An 18,984-nucleotide genomic window follows, 5' to 3' on the forward strand; every position below is an offset into this window, starting at 1 on the left:
ACCGTCAGGTCATGCCGAACGCAGTTTCCGCAGCTGGCCGCCCTTTGCAAAAGCCGCGTTGAACCACATGCGCGACAGGTCGCGCGACACACCCGCGCGGGCGGCAACACGCTCGCAATCGGCAGACGAATAGGGCCACAGACCGACATATACCCGATTGCGGCCCTCACCTTCGCTGCCCAGAATTTCCGGCGAAGCTCCGATCAGGCGATAAATTCGAATCATCCTGTCGTCGAAGACGCCCGCTATATGGGTCAAGCCGAACCCATCCATGACCTCGCCGCCGCTCAGCATGATGGCCCCCGCAACGACCGAACTGGCCCGCCGTGACAGGCAAAAGCGTGTCACCTCCCAGATCAGCGGGCTGCAGATCGGGCTTCCACCGGTCAGATGCCCAAAGACGTCGTTTATCATCACCGGCCCTGTGGTAGGCAGAAAGCGCATCGATCCGCCATGCGTACCGTCAGGCTCTTCCCAAATGACATAAAGCGGGTTCAGGTCGTCGTAGCGATCCCTTTCCTCGCCAGTCTCGTTGATTTGAACATCCCAACCAAGACGTGTCTTGAACTGGTCGGCACGATCCAGAAACATCGACCTCGCCAACTTTGGAAACTGGTACAACTCGTCTGCATACAGGTAACGCAACATGATTTTGTCCCCTTGCCGTCCCAATATGGAACAAAAGGGGTACGAAAGAATGGTTAACATCCGGTCATTAGGTCGTGCACCGCATTAAACCACGATCAAACCGCGACTCATCGCCGTCGCTATCGCATGGGTTGTATTCAGGGCGCCCAGTTTGAACCGGGCGCTTTCAATATAGACCCGCAAGGTATGCTCTGAAATCGACAGGGAATGAGCAACCTGCGCCCGGTTGTACCCGAGCGCCAGCAAGGTCATGGCGTCCACTTCCCTAGGGGACAAGGTTCGCGAGAATTCCGGTTGGCGGTTGGCTTCGAATTCCAGCGCTTTACGGTTGAAGTAATGCGCGATCAGGATCAGGTCCCGCGAATAGGTCGAGGTAAAATCAGACCAGACGGTATCGTCGCAGGTGTGGTTCACCGTGAACAGGGCGAACTGCCCGTTTGGCCCCCGGATCGGTATCGAGTACCCCTGGTTGCCAATGCCATGTTCCATGGCGTCCTTCAGGAATGCCCTTGCCACCTTGCCGGACCAATCGAGGCGTTTCCAGTCAACCGGGTGAAACCTTTGGAAGCACCCCAGAATGACCGGATCAATCCGGTGATAATTCTGTAACAGGTAGCGGTCGACCCAAGGTTGCGGGTATGTCGTACACCCGTACTGATCCCCTGCGCTGTCTACCCAGTGATAGACAATGTGATCAATGGCGAGGGTATCCCGCAGCGTCCGGGTTACCTGCTCTAGCTCCTCAAGCGCGCTGGCAGCGTCCAACTCCTCGAGGATGGGCTCCAAATTGACTTTTCCGTCCATGAGTAAGCGCCAATGCCTCTTCGTACTTGGACGCAATCTCGGTAGCGGCGATCAACTTGGTATCGTCAAGCTGCTCGGCCAGCGCACTCAGACCGTTCGCCACGGCGAAAGATTTGAGGTCCGACAGTACGTCCAGGATCCATTCGTTATGTGGCATCAGACTCTCCCCGAAAAGGTTAACGAAGCGTTAACTCAACCATAGCATGTACCCATTGGGTTAGGAAATTCGCTTCTTTCCACTCCCCAAAAGTAGTGAGGCACAAATTCGCAAACCACTGAAACGCTGTCTGCGCCGGTTGCAAACGAAATGGCCCGCGAACCACATCTGTGATTCGCGGGCATGTTGACTGCTTCAAGCTGAAAGCGGGGTTAACCCCGGGCGTCGAGCACTTCTTCAAGAGTCCGCAGACCCGTCCGGGGCGATTGCACCAGAACTGACATGTTGCCCGGCTTGTGTTCGTTGCGCATCATCTTCATATGCGCCTCGGGCAGATCATTCCAGGTGAACACTTCGGACATGCAAGGATCAAGACGACGCTCCAGCATCAGCCGGTTGGCGGCCGCCGCCTGTTTCAGATGAGCGAAGTGCGAGCCCTGCAGGCGCTTCTGGTGCATCCACATGTAACGCACATCAAAGGTACAGTTGAACCCGCTGGTGCCGGCGCAGATGACCACCATGCCGCCCTTTTTCACCACCAGCGACGACACCGGAAAGGTCGCCTCGCCGGGATGTTCAAAGACCATGTCCACGTTCACACCCTTGCCGGTGATATCCCAGATCGCCTTGCCGAACTTGCGGGCCTCTTTCAACCACTCGGCATATTCCGGCGTATTGACCGTGGGCAGTTGTCCCCAGCACTTGAATTCCTTGCGGTTGATCACGCCCTTGGCGCCCAGCCCCATGACGAAGTCGCGCTTGTCCTCGTCCGAAATCACGCCGATCGCGTTCGCGCCGGCAGTGTTGATCAGCTGGATCGCATAGGAGCCCAGACCGCCCGACGCGCCCCAGACCAGGACGTTCTGACCCGGCTGCAGGTCATGCGGCGGGTGGCCGAAAAGCATCCGGTAAGCGGTCGCCAGCGTCAGCGTGTAGCAGGCGCTTTCCTCCCAGGTCAGATGCTTGGGGCGCGGCATCAGCTGTTGCGCTTGAACACGGGTGAATTGCGCGAACGAGCCGTCGGGCGTCTCGTACCCCCAGATGCGCTGGCTCGGAGAATACATCGGATCGCCGCCGTTGCATTCCTCGTCATCGCCGTCGTCCTGGTTGCAGTGGATCACCACTTCGTCGCCGACCTTCCAGCGCTTGACCCTGTCACCCACCGCCCAAACGATGCCCGCGGCGTCGGAACCCGCGATGTGATAGGGCTGCTTGTGGCCGTCGAAGGGGCTGATCGGCTTACCCAGCGCCGCCCAGACACCGTTGTAGTTGACGCCTGCGGCCATCACCAGCACCAGCACCTCATGGCTGTCGAGCACGGGGATATCCACGACCTCCTGCTGCATCGCGGTATCGGGCTCGCCATGGCGTTCCCTGCGGATCGCCCAAGCGTACATCTTCTTCGGAACGTATCCCAACGGGGGGATTTCGCCCATTTCATAAAGATCTTTTTCGGGCGCCTCGTAGGAAGCGATACCGCTGTCGGTGTCCAAAGCCATGGTGGCCTCCTTTATCAAGTCGTTGCCGCAATGCAGAATCGCAGCTCTAAGGATGAAGTACTAACGAGTGCGCAACATTGCAACAACATTCGGTGTAATTTTGTAATTTTATGACCCAGCGGGTGCAGAAAGTTCTTTCGCATATGCAGCGCTGCCATCCATCAGATGCTCAATCGACGCCGCGTAGTAGCCCAGCAACTCCTGCCTTTCGGTTCCGGGGCCAAATCGCCCATCCTTCTCGACCAGAACCCGGCGATCAATCAACTGGCGCAGACCTACCTCGATCGCGTAAAATCGGTCATCGCGTGGCAGGTGAATCTGAGCGTTAGGCAGACCGGCAAGCACATCGTCGAAGGCCGAGGCAAGCGCGCTGCGGGTCATCGGCCCGTGCTGCCGGATCAGCCAGGCCACCATTGGCACAGGCAACACCGGCACAACGGATCCGATGCGCAGCATGAGTTCTCTGGCCAGCGGAACCGTGACATCCCCCTCCCTGTCCCGCCGGAACTCGGTCAGGGACAGCGGCGCTCCAAAACTCACTGCAGCATAGCCGAAACGGTGGAACCGGCCGGTGATCTTGCGCCAGAACTGTTTCAGCGACCACATGGTGATAACGCCGATCCGCGCCCGGAACCTACGCTCGCCGCTGTTTGCCGCCGCAGTCAGAATCGTATCCTCCAGCACCCGGTCATAGTTCAGCGATACAGGCACGAACACGACATCGCGCCCCGAGGGGTCGGCCCCGTCCACGATATATTTCAAGAGACCCAGCTTCGGCCTGCCCAATCCCCCGGTCAGGCTCAACCCTCCCTCGGGAAACATTGCTTGCGTCACCCCGGCCTCGGTTGCGTGACGGACGTAGGTGGCCAAAACCTTGCGGTACAGATCGCTGCGTGATCTGCGGCGGATAAAATACGCCCCCATGGCCCGGATCAGGCCACTCAGCGGCCAGACCCTTGCCCATTCCCCAACCGCATAGCTCAGTGCCGACTGATCTGCGGCCAGATAGGTCACCAGCACGTAATCCATGTTGCTGCGATGGTTCATGACAAAAACCACCGTCGCCTCGGGGTCGATCTGTTTCAGCGCCTCCGGATTCAGATGCCCCAGCCGGACACGGTAAAACGAGTTCGAAAGAAACCGCGCCAGCCGGATGGCGAAACTGAAGTAGGTGAATGCGGAAAACCCCGGAACGATTTCACGGGCATATCTTCGCGCCTGTTCGAACGCGACCGCTTCGGGAATACTCTCTTCGCGCGCACGTTCCTGGACCGCTCTGGCAACTTCGGGGTCATAGATCAGTCTCTGGATCATGTCGTGCCGCCGCGCCAGCTTGAATGGCTGAATCGGCCGCGCCAGCCGGGTGTTCAATCGGGTGACAGCACGTTCGAGCCGACGGCGAAAAAACCACCGCACCGATGGAAACAAAAAATGCGACGCAAAAGTGACCGCTGCGAATAGCACGATCAGCACGAACAGCCAAAGCGGAAGTTCCACGGTCTCGGTCATGGCCGCACCCTGCCACCAAAAGCCGCGCCTCACAATCGTCTGATAAACTGCGTTCCTTGCCGCGATGCAGCGAATTGACATGTCCCGAAAATTACGATTTAGAACCTCTCAGAGTAATTTTATTGCCGCAGAAGAATCGAGGATGCCGCCCATGTCGCAGACGCAGAAAGACATTCAGACCGCAGGCGCCGCCCGAAAGGCCGATCGTCCCTGGCTGATCCGCACCTACGCGGGCCACTCGACCGCCAGCAAATCGAACGCGCTCTACCGGTCGAACCTTTCCAAGGGGCAGACAGGGCTTTCCGTTGCCTTCGATCTACCGACCCAGACCGGCTACGACAGCGATCACGTACTGGCGCGGGGCGAAGTGGGCAAGGTCGGCGTACCGGTTTGCCATCTGGGCGACATGCGTATGCTGTTCGACCAGATCCCGCTGGAGCAGATGAACACCTCGATGACGATCAACGCCACGGCCCCTTGGCTCCTGGCGCTCTACATCGCCGTGGCCGAGGAGCAAGGCGCAGACATCTCGAAACTGCAAGGCACCGTCCAGAACGACCTGATCAAGGAATACCTCAGCCGCGGCACCTATATCTGCCCGCCTAAACCCTCGCTCAAGATGATCGCGGACGTGGCCGAGTACTGCTATACCAACGTGCCCAAATGGAACCCGATGAACGTGTGTTCCTATCACCTGCAAGAGGCGGGCGCGACACCGGAACAGGAACTGGCCTATGCACTGGCCACCGCCATCGCCGTGTTGGACGAATTGAAGCCCCGCGTCCCGGCCGAGGATTTTCCGGCGCTCTGCGGCCGTATCTCCTTCTTCGTGAACGCGGGCATCCGGTTTGTCACCGAGATGTGCAAGATGCGCGCCTTTGTCGATCTCTGGGATGAAATCCTGGAAACCCGTTACGGCATCGCCGACCCGAAATTCCGCCGCTTCCGCTACGGGGTGCAGGTCAACAGCCTGGGCCTGACCGAACAGCAGCCGGAAAACAACGTCTACCGCATCCTGATCGAAATGCTCGCCGTCACCCTGTCGAAAAAGGCCCGCGCCCGCGCCGTGCAACTCCCTGCCTGGAATGAGGCGCTGGGTCTGCCCCGTCCCTGGGACCAGCAATGGTCGATGCGGATGCAACAGATCCTCGCTTATGAAACCGACCTTCTGGAATACGGTGACCTGTTCGACGGCAATCCGGTCGTGGATGCCAAGGTCGAAGAATTGAAAGCCGGCGCGCGTGCGGAACTCGCCAACCTGGACTCGATGGGCGGGGCTGTGACCTCGATCGAATACATGAAATCGCGGCTGGTGGAGGCCAATGCCGAACGGCTCAACAGGATCGAACGCAACGAAACGGTTGTCGTTGGCGTGAACCGCTGGACCGAGGGCGAACCTTCGCCCCTCCAAACAGAAGATGGTGGTATCATGGTCGTGGACCCCGCGGTCGAACAGGAGCAGATCGCACGGCTTGACAGTTGGCGCCGCGACCGGGATGACCGTACGGTGCAGGAGGCGCTTGCCGCGCTGCGCGAGGCAGCCAGAACCGGTGCCAACGTGATGGAACCTTCGATCGCGGCGGCCAAGGCCGGGGTCACCACCGGCGAATGGGCCGAAGAAATGCGCAAGGCTTTTGGCACCTATCGTGGTCCAACCGGCGTATCCGGCTCGGTATCGAACAAGACCGAAGGACTGGAAGAAATCCGTGGTCGCGTTGACGCAGTCAGCGACCGGCTGGGTCGCCGGCTCAAGTTCCTCGTCGGCAAACCCGGTCTCGACGGTCATTCCAACGGGGCTGAACAGATCGCGTTCCGCGCCCGCGATTGCGGCATGGACATCAGCTATGACGGTATCCGCCTGACACCAGAAGAAATCGTTCAGGCCGCACTGGATCAGAACGCCCATGTGATCGGGCTGTCGATCCTTTCCGGCAGCCATCTGCCGTTGGTGCAGGATGTGATGAATGGACTGCGCGGTGCCGGGCTGGATCACATACCAGTCCTCGTCGGCGGGATTATCCCGGAAGAAGATGCGCGCAAGCTTCAATCCATGGGAGTTTCAAAGATCTATACCCCGAAAGACTTCGAATTGAATTCGATAATGATGGATATTGTGACGCTTTTGGAAGAAAGCGATATTGCAGCAGAGTAAAACTGTCGATTTTCCAGAATGATGCTGAAGTGCGTCTGTAATTGCGATAAATGTGGCGCGAACAACGCCACATTTCTTGCATTTGGCGACCAACAATAAACGGAGCACAAAATGGGAATCGACCTCAGCGGCATGTCGCGCAAGGAACTGGTGGACCTGCGGTCGAAATTGGATGCCGCGATCAAGAACGCCGAACAACGCGAGCGACAGGAGGCCTTGAAAGCGGCTGAAAAAGCCGCCGCCGAATTCGGGTTTTCGCTTGCCGAGCTTTCAGCCGAAGCGCGAAAGTCGACCAAAGGCACGAAAGCCAGGGCGAAGTACCGCAATCCTGCGGACCCCGAGCAGACATGGTCCGGGCGTGGGCGCAAACCACAATGGATTCATGATGCGTTGCATTCGGGCGCGGATATTTCCGATCTGGAAATCTGAAGCGGAAGTAGTTGCACATGACGATTCACATTGGCGCTGAAAAAGGCGAAATAGCCGAGACTGTCCTGTTGCCCGGCGACCCCTACAGGGCGAAGTGGGCGGCCGAGACATTTCTGACCGATGTAAAACTCGTCAATCAGGTGCGCGGAATGCTGGGTTTTACCGGTTTCTGGAAAGGAAACCGGGTTACCATTCACGGTTCGGGCATGGGAATGCCATCGCTGTCAATCTATGTTAACGAGTTGATCAGGGATTACGGCGCGAAAACACTGATCCGGATTGGCTCGTGCGGCGCAATGCAGACTTCGGTCGCGGTACAGGACGTGATTCTGGCCATGACTGCATCCACTCTCAGCACACCGTCTAGCGGAATTTTCCGTGAATTGAATTATGCGCCTTGCGCTGATTGGTCGTTGCTCAGCGCGGCTGCCAAGACTGCCGCGGAAAAAGGCGTGAAAACGCATGTCGGCGGGATCTATTCTTCGGACGTCTTCTACGATGAACGTCCTGATCTGAACGAACAGATGGTTCGGCACGGTATCCTGGGCGTCGAAATGGAAGCGGCCGAACTCTATATCCTGGCCGCGCGGCACAAATGCCGGGCACTGGCGGTTCTGACCGTCTCGGATCACCTGCTGACCGGAGAGGCACTTGCCAGCGCAGATCGTGAAACCGGCTTCGGAGACATGGTCGATATCGCACTGAACGCCGCGTTCCCGTCCTGAAGCCCTGACTGACGAAGCGCGGCCGGAAGGGCCGCGCACTTCCTTTACCGTCCGTGGCTGCGATCGTAGCCGTTTAAGGTTGGACTTGACCAACCGTCCAATGCGCTTTCGACCGGAGCAAAGATCTCGACCAGCAGAGGGTGGCACGCTGCCGTGTCGGAAGAATGCTCTGACGAACAATCTCCCCCGGGGCAAGCGCTGAGATTTCCCAACAGGTCGATCTCGGCGAAAAACTCCAGATAATCTCCGGGCCGCACCGGAGATGCCTTCATGAAATATTGTCCCGTATCGCGGGTAAAACCGGTGCACATGAAGACGTTCAACACGTCATGTACCATTGTCTCGGCCTCGTGCAGCGGCAGGCCGGTATGATCCGACAACGCCCGGGTCAGGTTGGAATGACAGCAATGATGGTAATGCCCGCCCGCCAGCAGGTTTCCAGTGTAAGGATCGCAGCGGGTGCCGATCACGTCATGTACCGAGCCACCATACTGATCGATCCCGTACCAGCCCAACGTATCCTCGATGATCGTCGCCATCGGACGCAGATAGGGAAGGTTCGACCAAAGCCGCTCGCCGGTGGTCACATGCGTACCGTGCAGCGCCCGCGTCTTGCCCGAAAAAAACCGTTCGGACAGGTCATGCAGGTTGTGCAGGTTCAGGTCGCCGACCTGCGGCCCCTCGACCGAGCTGATGCGAAAGAACCGCCCGGCCTGCACCTCGAAACACCGGCCCTCACGTGGCGGAACCAGCACCTCGGATACCTTCTCTGCCCCCACCCGCGCGTCACGGTACAGGGCCAGATCGGGTTTAGGCAAAGTTTCGTTGGGATAGCAGATCACCGGCGTTATGGAACGGCGGGCATCCGCGTCTGGGGGGGCTTCTGTCATGGGGCGATCACCTGTCAGCTGTCCACCCCATAAAGCCGCTAGTCGGGCAACAGCGCAAGACCGTGCCCGACCAGGACAGCTCAGATCGCGACAACGTCAAGCGGCGGGAAACCGTTGAACCCGACGCTGGCATAGGTCGACGTATAAGCACCGCAGTTGCGGATGATGATCCGATCGCCATCGCGCAGGCCCAATGGCAATTGCACCGGCTTCTTTTCATAGAGCACATCGGCGCTGTCGCACGAGGGCCCTGCCAGAATGCAGGGGCCGGTCGGCTCGTGCTCGCGCTCGGTCAGGAACTGGTAGCGGATCGCCTCGTCCATGGTCTCGGCAAGGCCCGAGAACTTGCCGATGTCCAGGTAAACCCAGCGATGCAGGTCATTGCTGGATTTGCGTGAAACCAGAAGAACTTCGGCGGCGATCGCGCCAGCCTCGGCCACCATGCCCCTGCCCGGTTCGGCCATGACATGGGGGACATCGCCGAACCGCTCGGTCACAAGGCGGATCACCTCGGCAGCATAAAGCTCGGGCGCATCCACTTCCTGACCGTAAAACGCTGGGAAGCCGCCCCCGATGTTCAGCAGGCTCAGATCGTGCCCGGCCGCGCGTGCGGCGTGCCAGACGGTTGCGACCTGATCCAGTACAGGCACCCACATCCCGGCGCGGCGGGTTTGCGAGCCGACATGGAACGACAGGCCAACCGGGTCCAGACCAACGGACCGTGCGTAGTCCAACACCGCGATCGCCTTGTCCGGCGCACATCCGAACTTGCGGCTCAGCGGCCAGTCGGCCTCGCAAGCCTCAACGATCATGCGGATATAGACCTTTGCGCCCGGCGCATGGGCCGCGATCTTGTCCAGTTCCTCCTCGGCATCCGCAGCGAACAGGGTCACTCCGACCGCATACGCCCAAGCGATATCGGCGGGCTTCTTCACGGTATTGCCAAAGGAAATCCGGTCGGCCGAGGCACCGGCGGCGAGGCACAGCTCGATCTCGGCGCGCGAAGCGGCATCAAAATTGCTTCCAAGCCGCGCCAGCGTCTCGAGGATCTCGGGCAACGGGTTTGCCTTGACTGCGTAGTGGATACGCGCACGGCCCAGTCCCTGCGCCAGGGCGGCGAACTGGCGAGCCACAGTCTCGGTATCGATCACCAATGTCGGCCGCTCGAAACGGTTGGTCAGGATAAAGGTTTCTGCACGGGACAGAGTCGAGACTTCACGGGCCAAGGGCCCGGTTACGAAAGCGTTCATGGTCATCTCCAACAGAAGCGAGCGGGTCGCGTGGCAAAAGTGGAGACGTTACCGTCGCTGCGTAACCATAGGGTGCGTCCCTTGCGACAGAGGCGCGTGCGTTGGCGTCTTGATCCGCCATATCGGGCAGACATCGAGTCGTTTCAAGAAGAAATTTCGCAGCCCGGATGATTTTTTTCAGGGGCCCGAATTCGATGTTTGAACGCAACAGGTTGGGGACTTGTCCACACCGCCCCGAGCGCGTCCGCCACAATAGGCGCAATACCATTCGTCCGCGCCCCGATCCAGCCGCCAGCGGCAATTGCGGGTCAGTGTCGTGGTGCGGGAACGCCAAAGGAAGTATCCGAACACTCCCAGCGCCATGAGCAAAAGAAGGACAGGCATTCCCCCGTCCTATCTGTTTGTTTCGGTCCGGGCAATTCCAGGATCAGCGTGCGTTGGCGTATTGGAACAACTCCAACCGCTCTTCCCGATGCTCAATCAATCTTTCAGGGGTGAAATAGGCCCAAGCCTGCTCCAACAGAAACAGCGCTTCCTGCCTGGAGATCCTGGATTTCATTGAATGGTCTGCAGTGTTCATGGGCGTCATCCTTTTTATCAGAATTGGCCCTCCCTATATTCCATTCTAGACGATCAAGGCGCGGAGTGCACCCCTCAGTCTCGCAACCTTGGCATGCGTCAAAATCAAGGGCAAGCGCCCAGAATCCAAAACGGGTCCGCCATCCGGCGGACCCGCTGCAAAAAACACTGGCGCAGCGCTCAGACGGCGCGCTCAACCATCATCTTCTTGATCTCGGCAATTGCCTTTGCCGGGTTCAGACCCTTGGGACAGGTCTTGGCGCAGTTCATGATCGTGTGACAGCGATACAGCTTGAACGGATCTTCGAGCTGATCCAGGCGCTCGCCCGTCGCTTCGTCGCGGCTGTCGATGATCCAGCGATAGGCATGGAGCAGCGCGGCCGGCCCAAGATAGCGGTCGCCGTTCCACCAGTAGCTGGGGCAGGAGGTGGAGCAGGACGCACACATCACGCATTCATAAAGGCCGTCGAGTTTCTTGCGATCCTCGATCGACTGCTTCCATTCCTTTGCCGGGCGGTTCGTCTTGGTCTCAAGCCACGGCATGATCGAGGCGTGCTGAGCATAGAAATGCGTCAGGTCCGGGATCAGGTCCTTGACCACAGGCATATGCGGCAGCGGATAGATCTTCACGTCACCCTTGATCTCGTCCATGCCATAGATGCAGGCGAGCGTATTGATCCCGTCGATGTTCATCGCACAGGAACCGCAGATCCCTTCGCGGCAGGACCGGCGGAATGTCAGCGTCGGGTCGATCTTGTTCTTGATGTAGATGAGCGCATCCAGAACCATCGGCCCGCAGTCATCCATATCCACGAAATAGGTATCGACCCGTGGGTTCTGCCCATCGTCCGGGTTCCAGCGATAAATCTGGAACTTGCGAACATTCTTGGCGCCTTCGGGCTTGGGCCAGGTCTTGCCTGTGGTGACGCGTGAATTCTTCGGGAGGGTCAGTTGTACCATGGTTTCCTCTCCTTAGAAGGTCCGCGCCTTGGGCGCGATTTTCTTCAGGCTGATCCCGCCCTGCTCTTCGGTGGTCAGCGGATCGACGACAACCGGACGATAGCTCAGATCCACCTTGTTGCCTTCGACCCGGGCCACTGTGTGAACGCGCCAGTTCTCATCATCACGGGCGGTGAAATCCTCGTGCGCATGGGCGCCACGGCTCTCCTTGCGCGCCTCGGCACCGACGATGGTGGCCAGCGCGTTCGGCATCAGGTTGGTCAGTTCCAGCGTTTCCATCAGGTCGCTGTTCCAGACCAGACTGCGATCGGTCACGCTCAGATCGTCCATCTTGGCGGCGATTGCAGTCATCTTCTCGACACCTTCGGCCATGGTCTTGGCGGTGCGGAACACGGCGGCATCGGCCTGCATCGTCTTCTGCATCTCCAGCCGCAGTTCAGCGGTGGCGATATTGCCCTTGGCATGGCGCAGCCCGTCGAACCGGTCGAAGGCCTTCTCGATCGAGGCCATGTTCAGCACCGGGTTCGAAGCGTCGCGGTCCACCACCTTGCCGGCGCGGATCGCGGCGGCCCGGCCGAATACCACCAGGTCGATCAGCGAGTTCGAGCCCAACCGGTTCGCCCCGTGCACGCTTGCGCAGCCGGCCTCGCCCACGGCCATCAGGCCCGGAACAACCGCATTCGGGTCGGCAGCGGTCGGGTTCAGCACCTCGCCCCAGTAGTTGGTCGGAATGCCGCCCATGTTGTAATGTACCGTCGGCAGAACCGGGATCGGCTCTTTGGTCACATCAACGCCGGCAAAGATCTTGGCGCTTTCCGAAATCCCCGGCAGCCGTTCCGCCAGCGCCTCGGCCGGCAGGTGGCTCAGGTTCAGGTGGATGTGATCGCCATCCTTGCCCACGCCCCGGCCTTCGCGGATTTCCATCGTCATCGAGCGGCTGACATAGTCGCGCGGCGCCAGATCCTTGTACTGGGGCGCATAGCGCTCCATGAACCGCTCGCCTTCGGAGTTGGTCAGATACCCGCCCTCGCCACGCGCGCCTTCGGTGATCAGGCAGCCCGAGCCGTAGATGCCGGTCGGGTGGAACTGCACGAATTCCATGTCTTGCAACGCAAGACCCGCGCGGGCCACCATGCCGCCGCCGTCGCCCGTGCAGGTATGCGCCGAGGTGGCGCTGAAATAAGCGCGGCCATACCCGCCGGTCGCCAGCACCACCATCTTGGCATTGAACACGTGGAAGGTGCCGTCATCCAGTTTCCAGCACACCACGCCCTGGCATTGCCCGTCCTCGGACATGATGAGGTCGATGGCGAAATACTCGATGTAGAACTCGGCATTGTTCTTCAGCGACTGGCCATAGAGCGTGTGCAGGATCGCGTGGCCAGTACGGTCCGCGGCGGCACAGGTGCGCTGCACCGGCGGACCTTCACCGAACTCGGTGGTGTGGCCGCCAAAGGGCCGCTGATAGATCTTGCCCTCTTCGGTCCGCGAAAACGGCACACCGTAATGTTCCAACTCGTAAACCGCCTTGGGCGCCTCGCGGGCAAGGTATTCCATCGCGTCGGTATCGCCCAGCCAGTCCGACCCCTTGACGGTGTCGTACATGTGCCACTGCCAGTGGTCAGGACCCATGTTCGACAGCGATGCCGCGATGCCACCCTGCGCGGCCACGGTGTGAGAGCGGGTCGGGAACACCTTGGTCACGCAAGCGGTGCGCAAACCCTGTTCGGCCATGCCCAGCGTCGCGCGCAGACCGGCGCCGCCGGCGCCGACCACGACAACGTCATATTCATGCGTCTCATATGCGTAAGCAGCCATTGTACAGAAACTCCGGTCTTAAAGTGCGATGCGCGCGATGGCGAACAGGCCCGTCGCCGCGGCGGCATAGGAAAGGCAGATCACCAGGATGATCAGAACCTTCTGCGACAGCCCGTGCACATAGTCCTCGATCAGCACCTGCGCACCGTCGGCGAAGTGCTTGAACCCCACGATCAGCGTCAGAGCGGCCACGATGGCCGGGAACGGGCGAGAAAAATAGTCCAGTACAGTCTCATGCGGTTCACCCAGCACCGGACCAAAGGTAAAGACGAACAGCGGCACCAGCAGCAGCAATGCCACCGCCTGAACCTTCATCATCCAGAAGTGGTGGACACCGGATTTCGCCGAACCCATGCCCACAGCGCGTTTGCGGTCTGTCAGATAGCGCATCTCAGCCTCCGTTATGCGATGACCACGAGGGTCAGGGCTGTCAGGACAAAGGACCCGATCACAACGGCCCACCCCAGTTTTTCGGCCGTCGGCAAATCAAGGCCCAGGGCGTAGTCCCAGATCAGGTGCCGGATGCCCGCCAGCGTGTGATACCACAGGCCCCAAAGCGACGCCGCCATGACAAGATCGCCCAGAAGCGAAGTGATGACCGCGTCGGCCACCGCGAAATACTCGGGCGAGGTTGCGGCCGCGAGAAACCACCAAACGATCAGCAGCGCTGCCACAATCAGCGCGTTGCCGGTAATCCTGGTCAGTATCGAAGTGATAGAGGTCAGTTGCGGGCGATAGATCGATATATGCGGCGAAAGCGGGCGGTTGCCCCGATTGACATCGGCCATGGTGGCTCCTTTCCGTTGGCTGCGCTTGGTTTTACCCGTTTTTTTCGATCTGTCACGCGCTGCATCTGCAAAATGACACGGTTTTTTGTCCTTGTGGTGCAGAAAAATGGCTTTGTGATCACACAATAATTGAGCGTGATCACATTATTCTCGACACACTTGGAATGTGAGCGATAGCAGTCCGGCCGCCTGTGATCACGAATCTTGCCACACCTGACTATTGCACTTCCGCCGTCTGTTGTGTGACTTCCCGCAACAGTTTTTTTCGGATACGGGCCGGATAATCGGCAAACCCAGCGGCAGTCACGACAAAGGCGCCTTCCCCCACGATCACGTTCTCGAAGAAATAAGCAGTCAGTTCCTGTTCGCTCTGCTCGATGGCAATTGCGTTGACCGTTATACCACGTGCGCGCAAATAAGGATGAATCTCGCGCGGCTCGACACCTTCATTCGACAACCCGTCGCCCGACAGGTCGATCAGACGCCGCGCACAGTTATCCACCTCGGCAAAAGCCGCCATCGTGGCGTCAAGCGCCTCGCCGATTGCGGTCGAGTAATTCCTCCAGACCCTCGTATCGGCTGCGACCCGTTCCGAGAAATCATCAAGCACGGAAAACGAGTCGATTACGGTCCACGGTATCGTCACCCGCTGGCGCGAGGATCCGGTCCATTGCACCAGCATCAGCCGGGCACGCGCACGAACCAGCGCCTCCGACACCACCGGATCGCGAAGGGCGAGCGCCAGCCCATCCATTTGAATACGGTATTCCTTTTCATCGACCGAGCCGGACACATCGACCGCCAGAGCCAATGCCAGATCGCAGGCCAGAACCGGACCGGCGATCATACCCGCCAATGAAGAAACAAACAGCTGCATATCTGGCAGGGTACATGAGGTGCGCCGAACTGTCCTGTACCAAAGCGGCAGGCATGAACCCGCATCTCACATCCGGAACAAACCCGCTTGCTCTACGGGCGTTCGGTCCATCAGGCGTCGTTACCCCTGATCATGAAGAACAGGGCGATGGCGATCAGCGTTACCTGGAACTCCATTCCACCAAATGGATGGGTTTCACTCGGGGCGAAATTCCATTGCCCCCAATGCACCACGGAAATGGCCCCCACTAGAATCACGATCGCGAGCAATCCAGCAAGGCGGGTCAGCAGATCGCCGACTTGTGACTGGGTCAGTCCGCCTACAGCCAGAAGCGCAGGCACGACAAGTTCCACTCCGGTGACAACCGTCATGGTTTCCGGTGACAAGCCGAACATCTCGGCGGTCTGCGGAATGTGCGAGACCTTCTTTGCGCCATGGAACAGAAATGTAGCAGACAATGCGAAACGCAACAGCCAATGCGCCATTGTCGCATCCATCGAGGAGACCCTATCGAAGTTTTCGGGAAGATAATCCGTATGTTTACGAGGTTCCGTCACGGTCGAATCCTTTCGGTCGTTAGTCCGTCAACGTACGCGAGGCATTATAACGCAAAAACAGGCCCGCTCGCACGGGCCCGTTTGCCTTTAATCGGAATCGTGAACTCAAAATGCCTGAATTCAGGGCTCAAAGCGGCATCAGCGCCCAATAGTCGAGGTCGAGCAGCACGCCCGGCTGGTATTTCCCGGCCGCGTCGCGCAGATCGAACGGCGCGCCGCCCTTGGTCGCCACCAGACGCAGACGCAGCGCGCCGACACCGGGAACCCCGGTCTCGGCCTTGTCCAGCACTTCGCTCCACGCCTTGATCGTATCCCCGGCGAAACAGGGATTGGCATGCGCCCCGCCGTTCAGCCCCACGATCATCTGAGCATTTGCCAGACCGTTGAAGCTGAGCGCCCGCGCCATCGAGATCACATGGCCCCCATAGATCAACCGCCCCTCGGGACGGAAGGTCAGGTCGAAATGCACCTTGGCCGTGTTCTGCCACAGGCGCGTGGCGAGCATATGCTCGGCCTCTTCGACGGTTACACCATCCACATGGTCGATCGTCTCGCCGACGGCATAATCGCCCCAGCGATGCGGTTCTCCGGCCAGCGCAAAATCGTAGGACGAGAAATCAAGCCCCGCTGGCACCACAAGGTCTTCGGGCGCCAGCACCTTCTTCAACTCGGGCACCACTGTATCCGGCGCCGGTGCATCCATGTCGCGCTTGCGCACCATGACCCAGCGGACATATTCCATGACGGTCTCGTCGCGCTGGTTCAGACCGCGGGTACGGACATAGACCACCCCTGTCTTGCCATTGGAATTCTCCTTCAGCCCGATTACCTCGGACACCGAGCGCAGCGTGTCGCCCGCATAGACCGGCTTCAGCCAGCGGCCCTCGGCATACCCGAGGTTCGCCACCGCGTTCAGCGACACGTCCGGCACAGTCTTGCCAAACACCACATGAAACGCGGCCAGATCGTCGATCGGGCTTCCCGGCAAACCGCACGCCTGAGCAAACGCGTCCGAGGAATAGAGCGCATGACGGGCCGGATAGAGCGCGTGATAAAGCGCGCGCTCACCCGCCGTTACTGTCCGCGGCACCGCGTGGTGCAGGATCTGCCCTACGGAGTAATCCTCGAAAAAGCGGCCCGGATTGGTTTTTGCCATCATTGCTGTCCCAGTTTCATGTCAGGGGAATAGTCGGCCGGAACATCCTTGGTCACCGCCTGCGCGCAACGCATGATGCCGTTGGCCTCGTCATAGGCGTAGGCGGGAGAGCCATAAAGCTCCCACCCCTTGGCCAGCGCGTCCGAGACCTTGTGGCAGAAGGCCGAGGTATCCTCCTCGGTCAGGAGACGATAGAGCTTCGACATGGAAATTTTCCTTACATCGGGAAGGCCGATGGGCCCACCAGTCCGTGGATATAGCCGATCACGGCCAGCAGAACGATGGACGCGACAAGGAACATGCCATCCTTGGCCAGCGTTCCCTCCGGACCCGGAGTCCAGTCAGGTTCGGCCGCATTGATGACGGCGACTTCGATGATGCCCCAGATGAACAGGCCGCCGAACAGGATGATCGAGGCGAGGTCGCCATTGACCAGCAGATGCGCCGCCGCCCAAGCCCGGAACCCGGCCAGTTGCGGATGCCGCATCTTGTGCAACAGCTTGCCCTTGGTACCGGCCGGACTCATCATCCAGATCGCCACCAGCATCAGCAGGTTGTTGGCATGGGTCATATAGGCAGGCGGCGCCCAGACATGCACATAAGGCGTCATCCGGAACCCGATCACCATCAGTACGATCGAGACCAGCAGCGCCAGCGCCACCATCCCCTTGCCACGGGCTCCCATCGCCGCGCGTTGCGCGGGGCGGACCCGCTTGAACAGATGTGCAGCCCACCAGAGCGCCACACCGAGGATCAGAAGAACGAAGCCCATGAACATTTATCCCGCTTGCAAAGCCAGTATCGCCTCTGCTTTTGCCAGAATTTCACGGGCGGTGGCAACGTGCAGGTTTTCCACGATCTTGCCATCCACCACAGCAACCCCCTGCCCGCTGGCCTCGACCTCGGCAAAGGCGGCGATCTGCCGGCGGGCCAGGTCGATTTCCGCCTCCGACGGTGCAAAGGCCGCATTGGCGATATCCACCTGCGCGGGATGGATCAGCGTCTTGCCATCGAACCCCATGTCGCGGCCCTGGGCGCATTCGACGGCCAGACCCTCGTCATCCTTGAAGGCGTTGTAGACACCGTCGATGGCGATCAGCCCCTCGGCCTTGGCGGCCAGCAGGCACAGGCCCAGCGACGTCATCATCGGCAGGCGGTCGCCGCGATAGCGGGTCTGCAACTCCTTGGCCAGGTCGTTGGTGCCCATCACGAACCCGGTCAGCAGCGGATGCGCCGCGATCTGGGCGGCGTTCAGCATCCCGCGCGGAGTTTCCATCATCGCCCAGATCGGCAGGTCGCCGGTGATTGCAGCCAGTGCATCGACGTCGGCGGCACTTCCTACCTTGGGCAGCAGCACCACATCGGCATCCATCTCGCGCACGGCCTCGGCATCGGCCCGGCCCCAGGGGGTATCCAAGCCATTGATCCGAACGATCCGCATCTTCTGACCATATCCGCCCTCGGCCAGCGCCGCCTTCAGGGTCTCGCGGGCATTTTCCTTCTCGTCCGCGGCAACCGCGTCCTCCAGATCGAAGATTATCGCATCCACCGGCAGGCTGCGCGCCTTGTCCAGCGCCCGCTCCTTTGAGCCGGGGATATACAGGACGGAACGGTAAGGGCGCTGACGCGGATCCATGAGTCTCTCCCAAAGCAATATTGTTGCGCGGAGAGGGGCATTTTTTACCGGAATGTTCAAGACAAAAATCGCCGCATTGCAGCATAAGCGTTTCGTTACAGGCCGCCGAACGCCCGATTAACCGGTTTGCAGCAGGTTTTCGACAGGCTTTTCCCACTGGATCGGGGTGCCGGGCGGGACGAACCCTGCCGGGCGACCCCAGGGAAAAGGGGAAGACCCATGATGAAGACCATGTTCAAGATGACGATGGGCCTTGGCGTGATGGCTCTTGCGGCCCAGCAGGCGAACGCGCAGGCCCAACCACGGAACTGTGCTCCGCGCGACGTGGTCCTGAAACACCTGACCGAGAAATACGGCGAGGCCCGCCGCGGCATCGGCCTGGTGCAGCAAGGATCGGTGATGGAGGTTTTCGCCTCTGACGAGACCCGCACCTGGACCATCGTCGTGACACTGCCCAACGGCATGACCTGCCTAGTGGCCTCGGGCGAGGCATACGAGGCCCTGGCCGAGGCTCTGCCCGCCACAAGCAACGACGCCTGAACCGGCGGGG

21 protein-coding genes are annotated in these 18,984 nt (G+C 59.9%); 4 read left to right on the top strand and 17 right to left on the bottom strand.

Features of this window, described 5'->3' with window-relative positions; genetic code table 11:
• Nucleotides 1–9: 9 nt before the first annotated feature.
• The 4 genes from BLT75_RS04405 to BLT75_RS04425 form a co-directional block, all read right to left on the bottom strand.
• Nucleotides 10–648 carry an acyl-homoserine-lactone synthase gene (locus BLT75_RS04405; protein ID WP_093028051.1) on the bottom strand — a complete coding sequence of 213 codons (639 nt, stop codon included), beginning with the start codon at nt 646–648 and terminating at the stop codon, nt 10–12.
• An 84-nt stretch (nt 649–732) separates the two neighbouring features.
• Entirely contained in the window at nt 733–1,452 is a 720-nt protein-coding gene (locus BLT75_RS04410; RefSeq protein WP_093028053.1) for a helix-turn-helix transcriptional regulator, read from the bottom strand.
• A gap of 369 nt (nt 1,453–1,821) precedes the next feature.
• Nucleotides 1,822–3,108 (bottom strand): crotonyl-CoA carboxylase/reductase, encoded by a 1,287-nt coding sequence (gene ccrA / locus BLT75_RS04420; RefSeq protein ID WP_093028057.1) that lies wholly within the window; start codon nt 3,106–3,108, stop codon nt 1,822–1,824.
• A gap of 108 nt (nt 3,109–3,216) precedes the next feature.
• A complete protein-coding gene (locus BLT75_RS04425; protein WP_093028059.1) occupies nt 3,217–4,617 on the bottom strand; it encodes a 1-acyl-sn-glycerol-3-phosphate acyltransferase in 1,401 nt (466 codons plus the stop codon).
• A gap of 151 nt (nt 4,618–4,768) precedes the next feature.
• Here BLT75_RS04425 and BLT75_RS04430 point away from each other — a divergent pair, with 151 nt between their 5' ends.
• The 3 genes from BLT75_RS04430 (at nt 4,769) to deoD (ending at nt 7,923) form a co-directional block, all read left to right on the top strand.
• The gene (locus BLT75_RS04430) at nt 4,769–6,769 is read left to right on the top strand and encodes a protein meaA (protein WP_093028061.1); all 2,001 of its coding nucleotides are present in this window, start codon (nt 4,769–4,771) and stop codon (nt 6,767–6,769) included.
• Nucleotides 6,770–6,880: 111 nt separating this feature from the next.
• Entirely contained in the window at nt 6,881–7,198 is a 318-nt protein-coding gene (locus BLT75_RS04435; RefSeq protein ID WP_093028063.1) for an H-NS histone family protein, read from the top strand.
• Nucleotides 7,199–7,215: 17 nt separating this feature from the next.
• Nucleotides 7,216–7,923 carry a purine-nucleoside phosphorylase gene (deoD, locus tag BLT75_RS04440; protein ID WP_093028065.1) on the top strand — a complete coding sequence of 236 codons (708 nt, stop codon included), beginning with the start codon at nt 7,216–7,218 and terminating at the stop codon, nt 7,921–7,923.
• A gap of 44 nt (nt 7,924–7,967) precedes the next feature.
• On the opposite strand, the gene BLT75_RS04445 is transcribed toward deoD, so the two are convergent.
• From BLT75_RS04445 to BLT75_RS04505, 13 genes are all read right to left on the bottom strand, one after another.
• Nucleotides 7,968–8,813, bottom strand: coding sequence for an urea carboxylase-associated family protein (locus BLT75_RS04445; protein WP_093028067.1), 846 nt, complete (start codon nt 8,811–8,813; stop codon nt 7,968–7,970).
• An 80-nt stretch (nt 8,814–8,893) separates the two neighbouring features.
• On the bottom strand, nt 8,894–10,063 hold the full coding sequence (locus BLT75_RS04450; protein WP_093028222.1) for a type III PLP-dependent enzyme: 1,170 nt from the start codon (nt 10,061–10,063) through the stop codon (nt 8,894–8,896).
• A gap of 427 nt (nt 10,064–10,490) precedes the next feature.
• Entirely contained in the window at nt 10,491–10,643 is a 153-nt protein-coding gene (locus tag BLT75_RS24305; protein ID WP_176827838.1) for a hypothetical protein, read from the bottom strand.
• Nucleotides 10,644–10,822: 179 nt separating this feature from the next.
• On the bottom strand, nt 10,823–11,602 hold the full coding sequence (locus BLT75_RS04460) for a succinate dehydrogenase iron-sulfur subunit (RefSeq protein WP_093028071.1): 780 nt from the start codon (nt 11,600–11,602) through the stop codon (nt 10,823–10,825).
• 12 nt (nt 11,603–11,614) lie between these two features.
• Nucleotides 11,615–13,420, bottom strand: a complete 1,806-nt coding sequence (gene sdhA / locus BLT75_RS04465) for a succinate dehydrogenase flavoprotein subunit (RefSeq protein ID WP_093028073.1) — start codon at nt 13,418–13,420, stop codon at nt 11,615–11,617.
• Nucleotides 13,421–13,438: 18 nt separating this feature from the next.
• Entirely contained in the window at nt 13,439–13,810 is a 372-nt protein-coding gene (gene sdhD / locus BLT75_RS04470; RefSeq protein WP_093028075.1) for a succinate dehydrogenase, hydrophobic membrane anchor protein, read from the bottom strand.
• 11 nt (nt 13,811–13,821) lie between these two features.
• On the bottom strand, nt 13,822–14,208 hold the full coding sequence (gene sdhC, locus BLT75_RS04475) for a succinate dehydrogenase, cytochrome b556 subunit (RefSeq protein ID WP_093028077.1): 387 nt from the start codon (nt 14,206–14,208) through the stop codon (nt 13,822–13,824).
• Between the two features lie 217 nt (nt 14,209–14,425).
• Nucleotides 14,426–15,085 carry a DUF1194 domain-containing protein gene (locus BLT75_RS04480; RefSeq protein WP_093028079.1) on the bottom strand — a complete coding sequence of 220 codons (660 nt, stop codon included), beginning with the start codon at nt 15,083–15,085 and terminating at the stop codon, nt 14,426–14,428.
• 110 nt (nt 15,086–15,195) lie between these two features.
• Complete coding sequence (locus BLT75_RS04485; RefSeq protein WP_218128834.1) at nt 15,196–15,642, bottom strand: DoxX family protein; 447 nt, start codon at nt 15,640–15,642, stop codon at nt 15,196–15,198.
• A 127-nt stretch (nt 15,643–15,769) separates the two neighbouring features.
• Entirely contained in the window at nt 15,770–16,798 is a 1,029-nt protein-coding gene (locus tag BLT75_RS04490; RefSeq protein WP_093028224.1) for a MaoC family dehydratase, read from the bottom strand.
• Nucleotides 16,798–17,004: a DUF1737 domain-containing protein gene (locus BLT75_RS04495; RefSeq protein ID WP_093028083.1), complete on the bottom strand. Its 207-nt coding sequence runs from the start codon at nt 17,002–17,004 to the stop codon at nt 16,798–16,800. The genes BLT75_RS04490 and BLT75_RS04495 overlap by 1 nt, the downstream gene beginning before the upstream one ends.
• Before the next feature lie 11 nt (nt 17,005–17,015).
• Nucleotides 17,016–17,570, bottom strand: coding sequence for an NnrU family protein (locus tag BLT75_RS04500; protein WP_093028226.1), 555 nt, complete (start codon nt 17,568–17,570; stop codon nt 17,016–17,018).
• A gap of 6 nt (nt 17,571–17,576) precedes the next feature.
• A complete protein-coding gene (locus BLT75_RS04505) occupies nt 17,577–18,434 on the bottom strand; it encodes an HpcH/HpaI aldolase/citrate lyase family protein (RefSeq protein ID WP_093028085.1) in 858 nt (285 codons plus the stop codon).
• A gap of 219 nt (nt 18,435–18,653) precedes the next feature.
• On the opposite strand from BLT75_RS04505, the gene BLT75_RS04510 reads away from it, so the two are divergent.
• Nucleotides 18,654–18,974 (top strand): hypothetical protein, encoded by a 321-nt coding sequence (locus tag BLT75_RS04510; RefSeq protein ID WP_093028087.1) that lies wholly within the window; start codon nt 18,654–18,656, stop codon nt 18,972–18,974.
• The last annotated feature ends 10 nt before the right edge of the window (nt 18,975–18,984 follow it).

The organism is Ruegeria marina (assembly GCF_900101475.1).
Taxonomy (GTDB): domain Bacteria; phylum Pseudomonadota; class Alphaproteobacteria; order Rhodobacterales; family Rhodobacteraceae; genus Ruegeria_B; species Ruegeria_B marina.

Excerpts from the sequence above, each read along its gene's own strand:
- BLT75_RS04510 (WP_093028087.1), top strand. The coding sequence starts at position 18,654 with ATGATGAAGACCATGTTCAAGATGACGATGGGCCTTGGCGTGATGGCT.
- BLT75_RS04445 (WP_093028067.1), bottom strand. The coding sequence starts at position 8,813 with ATGACAGAAGCCCCCCCAGACGCGGATGCCCGCCGTTCCATAACGCCG.
- BLT75_RS04410 (WP_093028053.1), bottom strand. The coding sequence starts at position 1,452 with ATGGACGGAAAAGTCAATTTGGAGCCCATCCTCGAGGAGTTGGACGCT.
- sdhA (WP_093028073.1), bottom strand. The coding sequence starts at position 13,420 with ATGGCTGCTTACGCATATGAGACGCATGAATATGACGTTGTCGTGGTC.
- BLT75_RS04460 (WP_093028071.1), bottom strand. The coding sequence starts at position 11,602 with ATGGTACAACTGACCCTCCCGAAGAATTCACGCGTCACCACAGGCAAG.
- sdhC (WP_093028077.1), bottom strand. The coding sequence starts at position 14,208 with ATGGCCGATGTCAATCGGGGCAACCGCCCGCTTTCGCCGCATATATCG.
- BLT75_RS04405 (WP_093028051.1), bottom strand. The coding sequence starts at position 648 with ATGTTGCGTTACCTGTATGCAGACGAGTTGTACCAGTTTCCAAAGTTG.
- BLT75_RS04495 (WP_093028083.1), bottom strand. The coding sequence starts at position 17,004 with ATGTCGAAGCTCTATCGTCTCCTGACCGAGGAGGATACCTCGGCCTTC.
- BLT75_RS24305 (WP_176827838.1), bottom strand. The coding sequence starts at position 10,643 with ATGAACACTGCAGACCATTCAATGAAATCCAGGATCTCCAGGCAGGAA.
- BLT75_RS04450 (WP_093028222.1), bottom strand. The coding sequence starts at position 10,063 with ATGAACGCTTTCGTAACCGGGCCCTTGGCCCGTGAAGTCTCGACTCTG.
- BLT75_RS04500 (WP_093028226.1), bottom strand. The coding sequence starts at position 17,570 with ATGGGCTTCGTTCTTCTGATCCTCGGTGTGGCGCTCTGGTGGGCTGCA.
- deoD (WP_093028065.1), top strand. The coding sequence starts at position 7,216 with ATGACGATTCACATTGGCGCTGAAAAAGGCGAAATAGCCGAGACTGTC.
- BLT75_RS04490 (WP_093028224.1), bottom strand. The coding sequence starts at position 16,798 with ATGGCAAAAACCAATCCGGGCCGCTTTTTCGAGGATTACTCCGTAGGG.
- BLT75_RS04430 (WP_093028061.1), top strand. The coding sequence starts at position 4,769 with ATGTCGCAGACGCAGAAAGACATTCAGACCGCAGGCGCCGCCCGAAAG.
- ccrA (WP_093028057.1), bottom strand. The coding sequence starts at position 3,108 with ATGGCTTTGGACACCGACAGCGGTATCGCTTCCTACGAGGCGCCCGAA.
- BLT75_RS04480 (WP_093028079.1), bottom strand. The coding sequence starts at position 15,085 with ATGCAGCTGTTTGTTTCTTCATTGGCGGGTATGATCGCCGGTCCGGTT.
- BLT75_RS04505 (WP_093028085.1), bottom strand. The coding sequence starts at position 18,434 with ATGGATCCGCGTCAGCGCCCTTACCGTTCCGTCCTGTATATCCCCGGC.
- sdhD (WP_093028075.1), bottom strand. The coding sequence starts at position 13,810 with ATGCGCTATCTGACAGACCGCAAACGCGCTGTGGGCATGGGTTCGGCG.
- BLT75_RS04435 (WP_093028063.1), top strand. The coding sequence starts at position 6,881 with ATGGGAATCGACCTCAGCGGCATGTCGCGCAAGGAACTGGTGGACCTG.
- BLT75_RS04425 (WP_093028059.1), bottom strand. The coding sequence starts at position 4,617 with ATGACCGAGACCGTGGAACTTCCGCTTTGGCTGTTCGTGCTGATCGTG.